Genomic DNA, 14729 nt, shown 5'->3' on the forward strand with positions numbered 1-14729 from the left:
ATATAGATATTTCGTTTAAAATTAGCTCAGCATAAATGTTGAGATTTTTTCAGTTTCGAATGAATTTTAGTGTTTATTCACATTTTGTTATGACACTATTGCCATCCTGTGCTTTATCCCTCGCTTGCTTACATGTAAAATAAAGAAATACGATAATCAAACTGATCAACTGAAAGTTTGATGCTTTCGCTAGCGTTTCTATATTTTGGATGTTTCCAGACCTTTGTTTATAAGGTTTTGAAAAATATTATATTGTCATCCAAAAGCCCTATATTTACTTCTTGCTAGGCCTGTAAACGATGAATGCTTCAGTCGCTTTGACACCTGAATTATTGACCCAATTGACGGCAATTGTAGGTGAAAACCGTATTAAAACCGATGCTGACAGTTTAGAAAATTGGGGGCGAGATCATACTAAACATTTTGATCCGAACCCATCAGTCATCGTTTTTCCATCAAGTACTGAACAAGTTCAGTCGATTGTAAAACTTGCCAATCAATTCAATGTTGCGATTACGCCATCGGGTGGTCGTACAGGTTTATCGGCTGGTGCGGTGGCGAATAATGGCGAAATCGTGATTAGTTTCGACAAGATGAATCAAATCTTGGAATTTTTGCCAGCAGATCGTATGGTTCGCGTTCAAGCGGGTGTTGTGACTGAACAATTGCAAAATTATGCAGAACAACAAGGCATGTATTACCCAGTTGATTTTGCATCTACAGGTTCTAGTCAAATTGGTGGAAATATCGGAACTAATGCAGGCGGTATTAAAGTCATCAAATACGGTATGACACGTAACTGGGTGCTTGGCTTAACGGTTGTGACGGGTAAAGGCGATATTTTACGTTTAAACAAAGGCATGATTAAAAATGCGACGGGTTATGCGTTGCAGCATTTGTTTATCGGTGGTGAAGGCACATTAGGTTTAGTGACTGAGGCTGAGATTAAACTTGAGCGTAAGCCACAAAACTTACAAGTCATGGTATTGGGTACGCCTGACTTTGAAGCGGTAATGCCGGTATTACATGCCTTCCAAAAAGAAATCGACTTAACTGCATTCGAGTTCTTTGGTGAAGTGGCAATGCAAAAAGTATTGGATCGTGGTCATGTACAACGTCCATTTGAAACAACTTGTCCATTCTATGTATTACTCGAATTTGAAGCGCCGTATGAGCCGATTATGGATAAAGCAATGCAGATTTTTGAGCATTGTATGGAACAGGGTTGGGTGATTGATGGTGTAATGAGCCAAAGCCTAGAGCAAGCACAAAGCTTATGGCGTTTACGTGAAGATATTTCAGAGTCAATTGCGCCGTATATTCCTTATAAGAATGATATTTCAGTGTTGATTACGCATGTACCCGCATTTATTGCTGAAATTGATGCGATCGTTGCAGACAACTATCCAGACTTTGAAATCTGCTGGTTCGGTCATATTGGTGACGGTAACTTGCACTTAAATATTTTAAAACCTGAAAATTTAACTAAAGACGAATTCTTTGCGAAGTGTCAGGTGGTGAATAAATATGTGTTTGAGACTGTGAAAAAATATGATGGTTCGATCTCTGCTGAACATGGTGTGGGGATGACCAAGAAACCATATTTGGAATATTCACGTTCGCCTAAAGAAATTGAATATATGAAAGCATTAAAATTGGCATTTGATCCTAATGGGATTATGAACCCAGGAAAATTATTTGATCTTTAATGCTTGATTAAATAAAAGAATATCTGCTAAAAGCGTATCGAAAGATGCGCTTTTTTTATAAAACCAATATGAAAACTCAAGCTTATATTTATCTAGAGAGTGATCAAGTATATGGAGACTATATTGATCATTCTTATAATGAACATAATGTAAAGTGTATGCGTATTATGTTGAGAGTAAAAATTGGAAATCTATTTTATTCCTGTTCATTTATATTCAAAGACTTCTCTTCATGGATATTAGGAGAGCTTATTCATTGTGAAATAAATTTTCTTTGTTATGACGGAGAATTAAATTTCTTTAAGAATTACGAGCTCCATAACTTAAAAAATGAACGAATAGGGCTTATCTATTTTACTGATGTGTTATAGGTTAACTTAGCTAGTAAATTAAAAATGCTATTTTTTATTAGACAAATTAAGAGTAGAGAATCAAATTGACAGGTTACAAATAATAAAATTCTCGTTTAATCGAATCTTAGAGGGAAATATGAACATCCATCACGAAATCGAAAAACTGTTTCAACATCGCCAAGATATTCCATTATTTTATATCGAAAGTGGTAGTCGTTTATGGGGTATGGCTAGCCCTGACAGCGACTATGATGTACGTGGTTTTCATTTGCCGAGTAAAGACCAATATTTTGATTATAAAAAGTACCGTGATCTAATTGAAATCATGGATGGGGATTTCGATTTCGTTTCATATGATCTTGATAAAATGTTTGGATTACTGGCAAAAAGTAACCCAACGGTTTTGGAATGGGTCAGAGCACATATCGTTTATTTTAATGCTTTTCCAGAATGGCAAACGTTTCGCGATGGATTACTTGAGCGAATTGACTATAGTGCGCTATATCATCACTACTTATCGCTGGCGAAAGGTGGTATGAAAGTGATGCAAACTGCGGATAATTTTACTTATAAGAAAGTATTTTATTCGATCCGTGGTTTGATGTCGGCAGAGTTAGCAACCCAAGAAGTCATGCCTGAATTATTGATTACCGATTTATTTGCGCAAGTCTCTGAGCATGATCCATTACGCCGTTGGGCAGAAGATTATTTAGAAATTAAAAAACAGCAGAAAGAGAAAGCTCAACTTCCTGAAGTGGAACAAGCAGCGATTCTGAATTTATTGGAAAACAAAATTGAGCAGTTGGCTGCTAAAGAGATGCAAAAAGCTGATCATCGAGAGGGCTTAGAGCGTTATTTAACGGAGTATAGTCGGCATTTGAAGCAGTATTATTATAAGTAAAATCATTTACTTATATTTTTATTTGTCTTGACGGAGTCGTATTGTGTTCTCATTCATATTTAAGATTAGCCTTCGGCTGGAGTTACTTTGGTTTTGCCCAAAGTAACCAAAGGCATTATCATCTGCGAAATCTATTCACTTCTTGCATTAATTAAAATTTATCGCAGAAACAGCATCTTCTTGAAATTTCGTAGGTTGCAGATGACATTACCAACTATCATATATTTTGTGAGGATTTGATAAATAACCAATCTTTGTTCTAAATCCCACTTTCCAAAATACGCACTTTCACATCAGCCACATGCGCTTTGGTCGCTTCAAAATGCTTCAGCATATGTGCCGTTTGCATATGTGCTTCGAGATGAGCTGTGCTTTCCCATCGTTCTAACATCACAATGCTATTTTCATCTTGCGTCTGCATAGCAATCGCTGGTAGGTGATCGATCAATGGGGCATAGCCATGACAGCCATCTTCTGCCAGTACAGTTGGAATGATTTTTTGGAAAGCATCTAAAACTGCTTGACGGTGTTCTGCACCTGCATGTGTCTGAATTTCTGCAATAATCGTCAACATATGATTTCTCTCTTAATGGGCAGTCGCAAAAAGCTGATCTAAATGTGCTTTGTAGGCTTCAAGGTAACTTGGCACATTCGGTGCCTTGATGACATCATTCACGATAAATGTAGGTAATGATTCCATACCCAAGAATTGATTGGCTTTATGGAAAGGTAAATAAACACCATCAACGCCAACGCCGTGAAAGAATTGATCAGGATCAGTGAACGCTTCCATTGGTGCATTCCATGTCAACGACAACATGTATTTTTTACCTTGGATTAAACCACCTGAACCATACTTCTTAGAAGCATCAGAACGGCTACGTCCATCGTTAGCATAAAGTGAACCATGACCAATGGTAAAGATATCATCAACGTATTTTTTCATTGTCCATGGCGCACCCATCCACCAGCCTGGCATCTGATAGATCACTACATCTGCCCATAAATATTTTTCAATTTCGGCTTGGATGTCATAGTCACTGTCGGTACGTGTTACTTGTACCGTATGACCTAAGGTTTTTAAATGTGATTCGGAAAAATCGGTTAAGGTGTCATTCAATTCACCATTCGAGTGAGCGAATTGTTTAGCGCCATTAATAATTAAAATATTGCTCATAAAATTAAACTCAAAAATAGATTTCTAAAACTTGGACACATTTTAGAGAATCTATTCATGAGTAAAAATGTATAAATAAGCAAAATACTATTGACTAATAATCAATAATTATGGGTTCTGTTTTCGTGTTTTATAGGCTTTACGGATCAACCAAATTGCAATAATCACTATATAAAACGCCCAAAATTGGATCAACCATATGAGCGTTTCTTTAAAATATGATAGTCCGATTTTGAATGCTTCGGCTATTCGGGTGAGTAATGGATCGCTGTCTAGTGATGCAATACGATGAATATTTAGGTCGTGACTCTTACGAACTTTTGGCTGTTGGAAAAATTCTAAACGAATGGTGCTATACGCTAGGCGATCTTTCACTTCTAAATCAGTGAGCTGTTGTAATTGATTATTTACCGTATTGGATGTGCTATTATTTTGGTTCGCTGTATTGAGTTTCTCTTCTAAAAGTTTTAATTCATAACGTTTAGCTTCGTAGCTTTGTGTATTAAAGTTCAGCATTAAAGGCAGTAAATGATTTAGAAATGTTGTCACTTGATCATTTGGAATACGTACCGTCAGTTGTACCGTCGGCGTGATTTTTTCATAAATATCCACGGTTCCATCGATACGATCATGTTGAGAACGGTCACTCACTTGATAGTCAATTTGCTTATTCTCAATATAGCCATTGTATTGCAATAACTGTTGCTCAAGAGTAGATGTGGTTTTTAATACATCGTTCACTTCAAATTTCAATTCAGCACTTTTAATTAATTGCCGATTTTGTTCGAGAGCACTTAGTTGTGTGCTTACCAGCTGTTCAGGATTTTTTGCTGCATTTGCTCGAATTGTTTCACTATTAGGTGCCGCACTTTCTGTCGCTACAGATGCATCGCTTGCAGCACCTTCTTCTTTTTTCGAGCAGCCGACAATCGTACTACTGACGACTAAAATAATTGCTAATTGTTTTGCTAAATCTGACATTGGTGATGCCTAATCCGTGGTGATATTCATGTTATAAAATTTGTTTTTTTGGTGACTTGTGATGATGTTCAAATGATTGATAAATACAACAAATCTCTCATAAGTCACATACATTTTGTTGCTTTGAAATTAAGTTTTGCATAGTAGCATAAATACATGTGGTAAATAGGAAAGGTACAAAATGTATAAAATTTGGATGGTTTTAGGGTGTAGCTTATTTTTAGCCGCATGTAATCAGCCGATTGCACAGTCACAGCAACAAGCAGCGGTACAAAAAAGTACGGCAATACATGCAGTTTTACTCGATCAACCAAATTTATTTCATGATGAAACTAATCTCAAAATTGATCAGCAGTTTAATCGTGCTGAAAACCCAACAGACGCGGAAATCACTGTTGAGCAAGCCCAATTAGATGATTCTGTTGCAGCTATTCGTACCGAATATGAGTTAAAGCGTGATCAAGAAGTCTGGAAGGTTGTAAATAAAAAACAAAGCTATCAGTGTGCGAGAGGGGACAATACCAATAAATTCCAGTTTGAATTGTGTTCCTGAATCGCTTTGATAAATTGACGATGAATAAAAACCAAACAAAAATGTGGATAACTTTTAGGTTATTCACATATCCACACAATTCCTTTTATTGCTTAAATTGCAGGCATTTTTAAAAAGTGCTAAAGTTGCGCTTGGAAATTTTTCCAATAGGTAAAATTTTTACCAATCTCACGTAAATAAATTGTTTTCTTAATACACCTTGTGAATACGGTGTTTTCACATTTTTACATGCGCTCTCACTGCATGGAAATCAAAATTTAATTTAAATCAAAACCATAAAATGATGTGGTGCGGAATCTATTTTCTTTTTTTCAAGGGAATGGGCCGCACGCGAATTGGTTATTTTTGTGAATAGAACATGATGACGAATAATCAAAGCATGGCGTTAAACCGTATAACGCTCATGTTTCCATTAGCTTTAGTGCTATTCGAATTTTCAGTATATATCGGTAATGACTTAATTCAGCCAGCAATGTTGGCAATTACAGAACAATTCGGTGTTAGTGCAACATGGGCACCATCTTCCATGTCTTTTTATTTATTGGGTGGAGCAAGCGTTGCTTGGTTGCTTGGACCTCTGTCAGACCGTCTTGGACGTAAGAAGGTATTATTGGCAGGCGTAGCTTTCTTTACCATCTGTTGTTTGCTGATCTTATTGACCCAGAATATCCAACAATTCCTGACTTTACGTTTCTTACAGGGAATTGGCCTTACGGTCATTTCGGCAGTGGGTTATGCTGCAATTCAGGAAACATTTGAGGAACGTGATGCCATTAAAGTGATGGCATTAATGGCCAATATCTCATTGCTCGCGCCATTACTTGGGCCTGTTCTTGGTGCATTTTTAATTGACTATGTATCTTGGCATTGGGGTTTTGTTGCAATTGCAATCGTTTCATTCCTGAGTTGGTTTGGTCTAAATAAATTTATGCCAGCAACCCAAGAGCGTCGAGCTAGACAACCTTTTATTTATATTTTTGATGATTTTAAAAAAGTATTCACCAATCGCCGTTTCTTAGGATTAAGCATTGCTTTACCTTTGGTTGGAATGCCATTAATGCTATGGATCGCGCTGTCACCCATTATCTTGGTCGATGAGTTAAAGCTCAGTAGTGTGCAATATGGTTTAGCGCAATTTCCTGTATTTTTTGGGCTTATCGCGGGAAATATTATTCTGATTAAGATTATTGATCGCTTTCCATTAGGTAAAACGATTTTGATGGGTCTACCCATTATGTTGCTTGGAACCTTATTTCTGATATTAGGTGTGATTTGGCAAATTTATCTAGTGCCGTGTTTATTGATGGGTATGACCTTAATAAGCTTAGGAGAGGGGATTAGTTTTTCAGTTTTATATCGTTTTGCATTAATGTCTTCAGAAGTATCCAAAGGGACAGTCGCTGCAGCTGTTTCACTGCTATTGATGATGAGTTTCTTTGTGATTATAGAATTGGTGCGTGTACTTTATACGCATTTCCATATTTGGGCTTTTGCTTTAACGAGTGTCAGTTTGATCGGTTTTTGGTTTATGCAACCAAGAGCTGTACTCAAACAAGTGATGCAAGAACGTAAAGCCAAGGGAATCAATTAGTGAATAATATGCTGAACCAGTGGCGTAGTCATTTGTAGCTGCATAAAATATCTACGAAACTGTGGATATCTTTTTAGATACCCACAGTGCTTTTATTATTGAATAACACCGCAGGCAATTCGCTCGCCACCACCACCTAAAGGCTTAGGTGTATCTGAATAATTATCTCCACCCGCATGAATCATGATCGCACGACCTTGAATATCTGAAAGTTTTAGGCGAGGAGCAATGACGGGTGTAACCGCAAAACCTTTATTATTGACCACCAACACAGGTAAGTCTCCTAAATGCCCATTCTCAGGTGTACCATGATTGGCAATATGATCTGGGTTGAAGTGACTACCAGCAGCAAGGGCTGCTCCCATTTTGCCATCCTTTAATGCTGCTTCACATGAGCCGTTTTCATGGATATGAAAACCATGTTCACCTGGGGAAAGTTTCCAAAGTGCAGGAGTAATTAATAAACCTTTTGCTGTTTGCTTAAATGTTACTGTTCCAATCGATGCACCTACACCTTTGGCATCGACTTGGTAAACTTGTATGAGTTGTTTCTGATCTGTTGTCGTTGGCTGTGTTTGAATTTTAGATGCATTGTTGTCTAAGTTAATAGACGAACACGCACTCATCATTAAAACTAAACTTGCCAGAAGACAAGACTTTTGTACCGTTGAAATCATTGCAAATTATCCTTATCTATCATCTTTATTTGTTTGATTCAAACAAAGTATGGGATAACTCGCAAGTTGTCAGTAAGATTAAATGGTAAGTCGTGTAAATAGATTACAACTTTGTTTCAGGTGGCGCTTCAATAGCAGCGATTGGCTCCTGAACATTTTCATGTAACCATTCACGCCAGATCGCCAATAAAATAGCTAAGATGACTGGACCAATAAATAAGCCCACTAAACCAAAACTTGCGATTCCTCCTAGCACACCAAACATAATTAAAATGAATGGAATTTGAGTTGCGCCTGAGATAACTAAAGGTCGAATCACATTATCTGAGCTACTTACAATCAAGACACCCCATGTAATCACACCAATTGCTTCGACAGTTTGGCCTTGAGCAAATAGCCATAAACCAACCCCTAAATAGGAGATGGGAGTTCCAAATGGAATTAAGGCCAAAATAAAAGTCACCATGGTGAGCAGCATAGGGTTAGGCACACCTGCTACAAAGTAACTGAGACCCGCTAAAATGGCTTGTGCCACAGCAGTTAACCCCACACCATATACTACAGCGCGTGTTGTTTCTGAAATGGTTTCTAAATAATGATGTACGCGAGGGCCAATTATCTTTTCTAAGGCGCGACTCACTTGAGACAAAATCATTTGCCCATCACGATAGAAAAAGAACAGCGTCATGATCGCAAAGGTCAGCTTAACTAAATTTCGACTAATCTCGCTCAGTACAAAACGACCATAGCTCAAATGACCTTGTATCCATTCGGCAACATTCTTCGCAATACTATTCGGATCGGCACTTAATTCATTGACTGTACGACTGATATCTTTACCGACAATTGGTAGTGTTTTAATAAATTCGGGGACTTGAATATGACCTGAGAATAATTGTTTTTGTAAATTAAAATATAAATTTCGGCCTTCGAGTTGCAGCATGAAAATGGCACAAATAAAGGGAACCCCAATCACTAAAATGACCAACGTAATCATGATTGTTGCATTTAGCGTTGGTCGATTTTCACCAAAAAAACGACGTTGTACCCATAAATAAACAGGCCATGTCATATAAGCAATAATCGCTGCCCAAAGAACAGGAACGATAAAGTATTTGAGGATACTGAATCCGAGGAACATTAAGACAAAAAATAGTCCAAACAGCAAAACGCGTTGTAATGTTGGGGCGTATTGTTGCACGATAATATTTCTCTAGTACTAGCAGATAAGTAAAACCATATTAACTGAAAAACTAGTCTAGGGAAATTTTCATTTCCTTATTTAAAGATTCAATATCAAAAGATTACCTTTCTTTGCAAAGCTTAAAACCATTCACTTGGATCATCGACTAACTGATTCAGAACGGGTTGCCATTGGCTTTGAATACTAACGAAGTTTTTCTGTGGCTTATCAAAAATACTTAAACCTTGCATAGCCAACGTGCCATAAGCACTACGTTCTGAAATCCATGTGACAGGCTCTTGTTCAATCTTATTAAAGAAGTCTTGAATGTCTTTTGAACTAGAGCTATTCGCTTTTACACGATTGGCAATCAACAGAATTTGTACTTTTCCTTTACGTATACGTTTGATGTCTTGTAAATGTTTTAGGAAACGACGCGTACTATCAATATCAAAGAATGAGGGCTGTAAAGGGGTCACAATCGCATGGGCTTCGCTGACCAATTGTTCTGCATGCTCGCCTGACAGTGCCCCAGGGGCATCAATGATTAAATAATCGAGATGTTTAGGTGCATCACCAATTGATTTTTCATGCCTCCAGTCGAGGCTTTGAATAGCAGCAACAGTTTCAGGGCGTTGTTTTAACCATTGTAATGATGATTTTTGGTTATCAGCATCAGCTAACGCGACTTTATAGCCCTTTTGTGAGAGTGCTGCGGCAAGCGTAATGGCTGTCATGGTTTTACCACAGCCACCTTTTTGATTTGCAATTAATATTGTCTTCATGAAATTAGATTTTTTAACAAGCGTTTTGTATTCAACTATACCTTAGCATCTTTTTCAGTAGAGTGTGTGACACATGACAAAAGTTTAATGTTGCAGTTAAATAGCAGATTCAGAAAAAGGAAAGTTTTATGTCGGTTTGGCTTGCAATGTTAATTGGTGGTTGTATTGGTGTTGTGATTACCACGCTGATTTTGTCCAATACGCGGAATGGTCGTATTCAGGCGGAATATGAAAAATATATTGCTGAATTAGAATTAGAACATAAGCAAGCTTTACTAGATGCACAGAAACGTAGTGTAAATACCAGTCGTGCGGTGTTAAAAGGAAAAATGGCAGAACAGTTTGCGCCGATTTTACCTGAATTTCAGTATTTACCTAGTGATGCAAAATTTCTCGGTGATCCTGTCGATTACGTGGTTTTTGATGGCTATACCGATTTTCGTGATGGAGATGGGACTGCGGACGATATTGAAGTGATTCTACTTGATATTAAAAGTGGCGGTGCGCGCTTGAGCAAAGGACAGCAGGCAATTGCTCAAGCAGTACGTGAAGGACGTATTCGTTTTGAGACGCTAAGAATTGATTTTGAAAATTAATGACTGCTTTGAATTTATAACTTTTGCACGCGAGCCAATAGCATTTTTTGTGCAATCGCGGGAATACCATCTGCATCAAAATATTCTTTCTCAAGAAATTTAAATTTAGCTTGTGCAAGGTGTCGTTCAATATCACGATTGAGATGGCATCCATCTCCAATTCTTTTCTGTATCGGAGTGAGTAGGGTCTGTAAGGATTGTAATTTGATCGAGTCAGGATGCTTCACATGTTCAATTAAATGAAAGGTGCCTGTAGGTTTCAACACACGATAAATTTCTGCTAAGGCAACATCAAGTTTTGGAATACTACAGAGTGTCCATGTGGAAACAATATGATCTAAACTTGCATCGGCAAATGGAAGTTTCTCTGCGCTGGATTGTACATGCTTAATATAAAAAGGCGCATGCTGAACTCGTTCAACGGCAAGATGATAAATATCTGGGTTGGGTTCTAAAGCATAAAGTGAGTCAACATTGCCATAGAAAGGAATATTTAAACCTGTACCAAAGCCTATTTCGAGGACTTCACCTTCGATAGGAACCAATAATTCACGACGCTTATCCATTAGACTTGCAGTCTGCATGACTTGGTTGAGTAAATGTGGGAAAACTCGACGTTGATAGAATTGATAAATCATAGAGATCCATTCGTTGATTCAGATTAGAGAAATCAGTAACAAAGCCACAAAAATATGACTAAAGTAAGTTTGATTGTTACTAAAAAAAGTAATTTTTTTCATCGTCTAAGCATACTATGAAGAGATACGCTTTTCTAAGAATTTAGTTAGATTTTGAGGGTGATGAGCCATGAAAAAACGTCTATGGATGAGTTTAGGCATGGTGGTTATGCTTGGGCAGGCACATGCATCGACCAGCGGAATAGAATATAACATTGCCAATGGTTTATCGCCGATCGCAAAGGATCAGTCTATTTCGGTGTTACAGCCTTTTTATGGCAACTTCCGTATTCTTGGTTCTAAAATGTATCAAGATGACGAACAAGCAAAATTTTCTCCGATTGATTATGCCGTGAGTTGGGGTTTGTTTGCCAAGCCCGAGATCGCACGTAAAATTTCAGTAAATCAGTATGACCGCTATTTGAATTGGAAAATAGATAAGCTACCTGTTCCTGCAAATCAAGCCATGCAAATGGTTTCCAATATGCATATTATTCCCGCAAATCCTGAAATTGCCCAACAAATCAAACAAGTGAAGCGTGGGGATTTGGTGCAGTTGAAAGGTGAGTTGGTTGAAATTCGGGATAAAGATTTGGTTTGGCGATCTTCTCTAACACCTACGGATACGGGTGATGGTGCTTGTGAGCTATTCCGTGTTAATTCAATTCAGTGGATAGAAAAACAAAAAATCTAATCTTGTTGAAATAAGAGAGGGTCGTATGACCCTCAATTTTTTATATCACTCACTAGCCTTTTTAGTTTCTGTTGGTTGAGAACTTTTCCAATGGTGTAGTTGGCTTTGCGCATGTAGATATTCATTTAAATGATCAACTTGTTTAGCCGCATCAGTATTTTCTGTGGTACTCGCTAAGGTGCTTTGCTCGAGTACTTTGGCTTGATTATCCCAGTATTCATATAAAAGTCCTTGAATATATCGACCTTGTTCTGTTTTAAGTTCTAACTCTTTCAGCATATTTAGTGCCGATTGAACATTATCTTTTTGGCGTTGCTGTTCAAACGCTGGCGTGAGCGTATTGGCTTCTTTCATCTTCGCCAGCTCTATTTCCATGCTGTCGCTCATTTCGGTAAAACGACGGTCATAGTCATCTAAAATCGCAATATCGTGCGCATCGTCAGCTGTTGTAGGGAACTGTTTAATAGGGATTTGTTTAAGCTGACCAATGGCATCATTAGAATTTTGAGTTTGCTGTTCTTGCGGAGAGGAGGCTTTGGGGTCTTTGTTACAAGCACTCAGTAATAGTGTAGAGCTGATCAAGCAACTGAGTGCAATCGTGGATTTAAATTTAAAGGTCATAGAAACACCTGATTTATTGTTACTTTGCTATTTTTTGGAAATGGTAGGCAAAGGTTGTATAAGGAAAATCAATCTGATCTTGAGCAGTTCGCCCTGTAAGATCAAATACAATTTGTTCAAATCTTGCTTTTAATTGCTGTTGTTGATGTTCTGGCATTGCTGCAATAAAACTCGTGGAAAGTAACCGTTTGCTGACCACTTGTTCTACTGTGCCTGTATGTTGGAGTTGAAAGGTATGAAGACCGTTGAATTGAAAGAGCTGTTGTTGCTCAAAAACCTGTTTCCATTTCTCACTATGATAACGTGGTGTATCTGCTTCAAATGGGGCGATTTCATCGGCCAACGCTTTGACCCAGTCAACAGTAATATCACGTTGATTCCAAACCAGTCCAAGATGCCCCGCAGGAATTAATACCCGATACATTTCTTTGAGCGTTTCGATATTTGAGAACCAGTGGAAAGATTGGGCACAAATAATGGCGTTAATGGATTCATCCTTCACCAGAAGTTGATCGCTTGAAGTCTGTAGACATTCTACTGTGCTATAGCTTTGCTGCAGTTGTTCTCGCATCGCCGTCACAGGTTCAACAGCAATCACTTTTGCCTGTGTTTGAAGTAGGAGAGGTAAGAATTTGCCAGTCCCTGAACCGAGGTCAATAACAGTGGAATTTTCACCGACTTTGAGCTGATCTTGCAGCCAAACGAGGATTTCTGGTGGGTAACTGGGACGAACTTGCTGGTACAGTTCAGCCCCTAAACTAAAGCCTTTTTGAGCGGAAGGATGTAAGGATTGTGTCATTTTTTGCGCTTTTTAATCTGTCTTATCTCTATAAAATAAGATACTCCGCAAATAGGGTTTGGCAAAGACATCATTTGATGGCTTTTTGCGACAAGCCTAGGATTAATTTTTCAGTGTGAGCATGGATAAGCAAATAATATTTGAAGATGAACATATTCGCGTTATTTTTTTAAAAGGTTCAAGTGACACTTTGGTGGTTTCGTTTGGCGATTTGATTAGTCGTGCCAAAGGAATGTCAATTAATGCTGAAAAATCACTCATAAAATATCAATACAATGTCATCGGTATTATGCCGAAGCAAAAATCTTGGTTTCCTAAAAGCAGCATGCTTGAGATGCAGCGACAGATTCATCCGATCTTACAACAGTTTGAGCAGATTGTGGGTTACGGTGGATCAATGGGAGGCTATGCTGCGATTAAATATTCTAATTTATTGAATATGCATAAAATCGTTGCTTTTGTACCACAATATTCGATAGACCCTGATGTGGTTCATGATCGCCGTTATGCAGAATTTTTTGACGCATCTATTCATCAAAATATGCAGATTCAGGCGGATGAAGTGGATTCATCTCGTGAATACATCATTGTCTATGATCCATACTATGCAGAAGATAAAGAACATTTCTTAAAAATACAGCCCTTATTACCAAAGATGCATGTGATTCATTTGCCTTTTACAGGACATGAAGCACTCTCGGTTTTGGCAAGTTCGCAATTACTCAATGATTTTGTTGAGCAACCTTTTGAGATTACTTATTTTTATAAGCGCGTTCGAGAGGTTAAAAAGCAAAGTAAGTTCTACTATCGCCATGTACTAGATGCATTATTGAGCAGACATCATCAGGCTTTATTGCGAATCTTGCAAAATAACGATTTTGAATTAGATGAACGTTATTTTGATGCTGTTCTTAAGCAAAAATTGGTTCAACAATTATTTAATCTACAACAGGGTACTGAACAAAATTTACGGAAGTTAGGTATTCATCCGCATTTTATCCAACAGATGGACAGCTCAGTGCCAACCATTCGCACGATTCAAAATACATGGTTAGTTTTTAATTTAGTCAGCTTAAAGCTAGAGGCTTATAACGCTGAAGCAATTAAGGCGAATCAACAATATCTGCTGCCATTGAAAGTCAGTGCGAATGCCGTTGTTGAACTTGATTTAAACGCAGAATCTTATGTTTTGACGATGAATGATCGTGGGATTCATAAGTTAGTTAAAGTCGGTGAAGCTTTGGCTTTGGATCAGTCTTTATTGATTTTTAAACGTTATCCTGAATTTTATCAACTCAGTTATAAAAACTTAACCTTGAGTTGTGATGATCATGGGCAGGGACATTTTATTGAAGATCATGCGGATGAGCAGACCAAACTACAATTGATAGATTAAATCATATAATCAAAAGCCCTTTGCTTAAGCAAAGGG

Annotated in this window: 16 protein-coding genes; 7 read left to right on the forward strand and 9 right to left on the reverse strand. The window is 37.8% G+C overall.

The genetic code is table 11. The features are described from left to right. The first annotated feature begins 299 nt into the window (after positions 1 to 299). Both AAV96_RS15755 and AAV96_RS15765 read left to right on the forward strand, forming a co-directional pair. Positions 300 to 1709 carry an FAD-binding oxidoreductase gene (locus AAV96_RS15755; protein ID WP_046739983.1) on the forward strand — a complete coding sequence of 470 codons (1410 nt, stop codon included), beginning with the start codon at positions 300 to 302 and terminating at the stop codon, positions 1707 to 1709. A 489-nt stretch (positions 1710 to 2198) separates the two neighbouring features. Then, on the forward strand, positions 2199 to 2963 hold the full coding sequence (locus tag AAV96_RS15765; protein WP_046739985.1) for a DNA polymerase beta superfamily protein: 765 nt from the start codon (positions 2199 to 2201) through the stop codon (positions 2961 to 2963). A 259-nt stretch (positions 2964 to 3222) separates the two neighbouring features. Here AAV96_RS15765 and AAV96_RS15770 read toward each other — a convergent pair whose 3' ends face one another. The 3 genes from AAV96_RS15770 to AAV96_RS15780 all read right to left on the reverse strand — a co-directional run bounded on the left by AAV96_RS15770 (position 3223) and on the right by AAV96_RS15780 (position 5121). Beyond that, positions 3223 to 3537: a putative quinol monooxygenase gene (locus AAV96_RS15770; protein ID WP_046739986.1), complete on the reverse strand. Its 315-nt coding sequence runs from the start codon at positions 3535 to 3537 to the stop codon at positions 3223 to 3225. Positions 3538 to 3549: 12 nt separating this feature from the next. Continuing rightward, positions 3550 to 4140: an NAD(P)H-dependent oxidoreductase gene (locus AAV96_RS15775; protein WP_046739987.1), complete on the reverse strand. Its 591-nt coding sequence runs from the start codon at positions 4138 to 4140 to the stop codon at positions 3550 to 3552. A gap of 108 nt (positions 4141 to 4248) precedes the next feature. Further along, a complete protein-coding gene (locus AAV96_RS15780) occupies positions 4249 to 5121 on the reverse strand; it encodes a DUF4349 domain-containing protein (RefSeq protein WP_046739988.1) in 873 nt (290 codons plus the stop codon). 181 nt (positions 5122 to 5302) lie between these two features. Between AAV96_RS15780 and AAV96_RS15785 the strand changes: the two genes are divergently transcribed. Together AAV96_RS15785 and AAV96_RS15790 are read left to right on the forward strand one after the other, a co-directional pair. Further along, on the forward strand, positions 5303 to 5674 hold the full coding sequence (locus tag AAV96_RS15785; RefSeq protein ID WP_046739989.1) for a hypothetical protein: 372 nt from the start codon (positions 5303 to 5305) through the stop codon (positions 5672 to 5674). Positions 5675 to 6032: 358 nt separating this feature from the next. Beyond that, on the forward strand, positions 6033 to 7265 hold the full coding sequence (locus AAV96_RS15790) for an MFS transporter (protein ID WP_046739990.1): 1233 nt from the start codon (positions 6033 to 6035) through the stop codon (positions 7263 to 7265). A 95-nt stretch (positions 7266 to 7360) separates the two neighbouring features. Here the strand turns inward: AAV96_RS15790 and sodC are convergent, their stop codons facing one another. The 3 genes from sodC to AAV96_RS15805 form a co-directional block, all read right to left on the reverse strand. Continuing rightward, complete coding sequence (sodC, locus tag AAV96_RS15795; RefSeq protein WP_046739991.1) at positions 7361 to 7942, reverse strand: superoxide dismutase family protein; 582 nt, start codon at positions 7940 to 7942, stop codon at positions 7361 to 7363. A gap of 103 nt (positions 7943 to 8045) precedes the next feature. Then, positions 8046 to 9143 carry an AI-2E family transporter gene (locus AAV96_RS15800; RefSeq protein ID WP_046739992.1) on the reverse strand — a complete coding sequence of 366 codons (1098 nt, stop codon included), beginning with the start codon at positions 9141 to 9143 and terminating at the stop codon, positions 8046 to 8048. A 122-nt stretch (positions 9144 to 9265) separates the two neighbouring features. Next, positions 9266 to 9910 (reverse strand): ParA family protein, encoded by a 645-nt coding sequence (locus AAV96_RS15805; RefSeq protein WP_046739993.1) that lies wholly within the window; start codon positions 9908 to 9910, stop codon positions 9266 to 9268. Positions 9911 to 10038: 128 nt separating this feature from the next. On the opposite strand from AAV96_RS15805, the gene AAV96_RS15810 reads away from it, so the two are divergent. Further along, positions 10039 to 10506 (forward strand): Holliday junction resolvase-like protein, encoded by a 468-nt coding sequence (locus tag AAV96_RS15810; RefSeq protein WP_005156416.1) that lies wholly within the window; start codon positions 10039 to 10041, stop codon positions 10504 to 10506. 14 nt (positions 10507 to 10520) lie between these two features. Here AAV96_RS15810 and AAV96_RS15815 read toward each other — a convergent pair whose 3' ends face one another. After that, complete coding sequence (locus tag AAV96_RS15815; RefSeq protein ID WP_046739994.1) at positions 10521 to 11144, reverse strand: class I SAM-dependent methyltransferase; 624 nt, start codon at positions 11142 to 11144, stop codon at positions 10521 to 10523. 169 nt (positions 11145 to 11313) lie between these two features. On the opposite strand from AAV96_RS15815, the gene AAV96_RS15820 reads away from it, so the two are divergent. Next, complete coding sequence (locus AAV96_RS15820; RefSeq protein ID WP_004660247.1) at positions 11314 to 11877, forward strand: hypothetical protein; 564 nt, start codon at positions 11314 to 11316, stop codon at positions 11875 to 11877. 45 nt (positions 11878 to 11922) lie between these two features. On the opposite strand, the gene AAV96_RS15825 is transcribed toward AAV96_RS15820, so the two are convergent. Then, entirely contained in the window at positions 11923 to 12498 is a 576-nt protein-coding gene (locus AAV96_RS15825) for a hypothetical protein (RefSeq protein ID WP_046739995.1), read from the reverse strand. Positions 12499 to 12517: 19 nt separating this feature from the next. After that, positions 12518 to 13297, reverse strand: coding sequence for a class I SAM-dependent methyltransferase (locus tag AAV96_RS15830; RefSeq protein WP_046739996.1), 780 nt, complete (start codon positions 13295 to 13297; stop codon positions 12518 to 12520). Between the two features lie 121 nt (positions 13298 to 13418). On the opposite strand from AAV96_RS15830, the gene AAV96_RS15835 reads away from it, so the two are divergent. Next, on the forward strand, positions 13419 to 14693 hold the full coding sequence (locus AAV96_RS15835; protein WP_046739997.1) for a hypothetical protein: 1275 nt from the start codon (positions 13419 to 13421) through the stop codon (positions 14691 to 14693). Positions 14694 to 14729 lie beyond the last annotated feature (36 nt).

This window comes from Acinetobacter sp. AG1, from assembly GCF_001005525.1.
Lineage (GTDB): Bacteria > Pseudomonadota > Gammaproteobacteria > Pseudomonadales > Moraxellaceae > Acinetobacter > Acinetobacter modestus.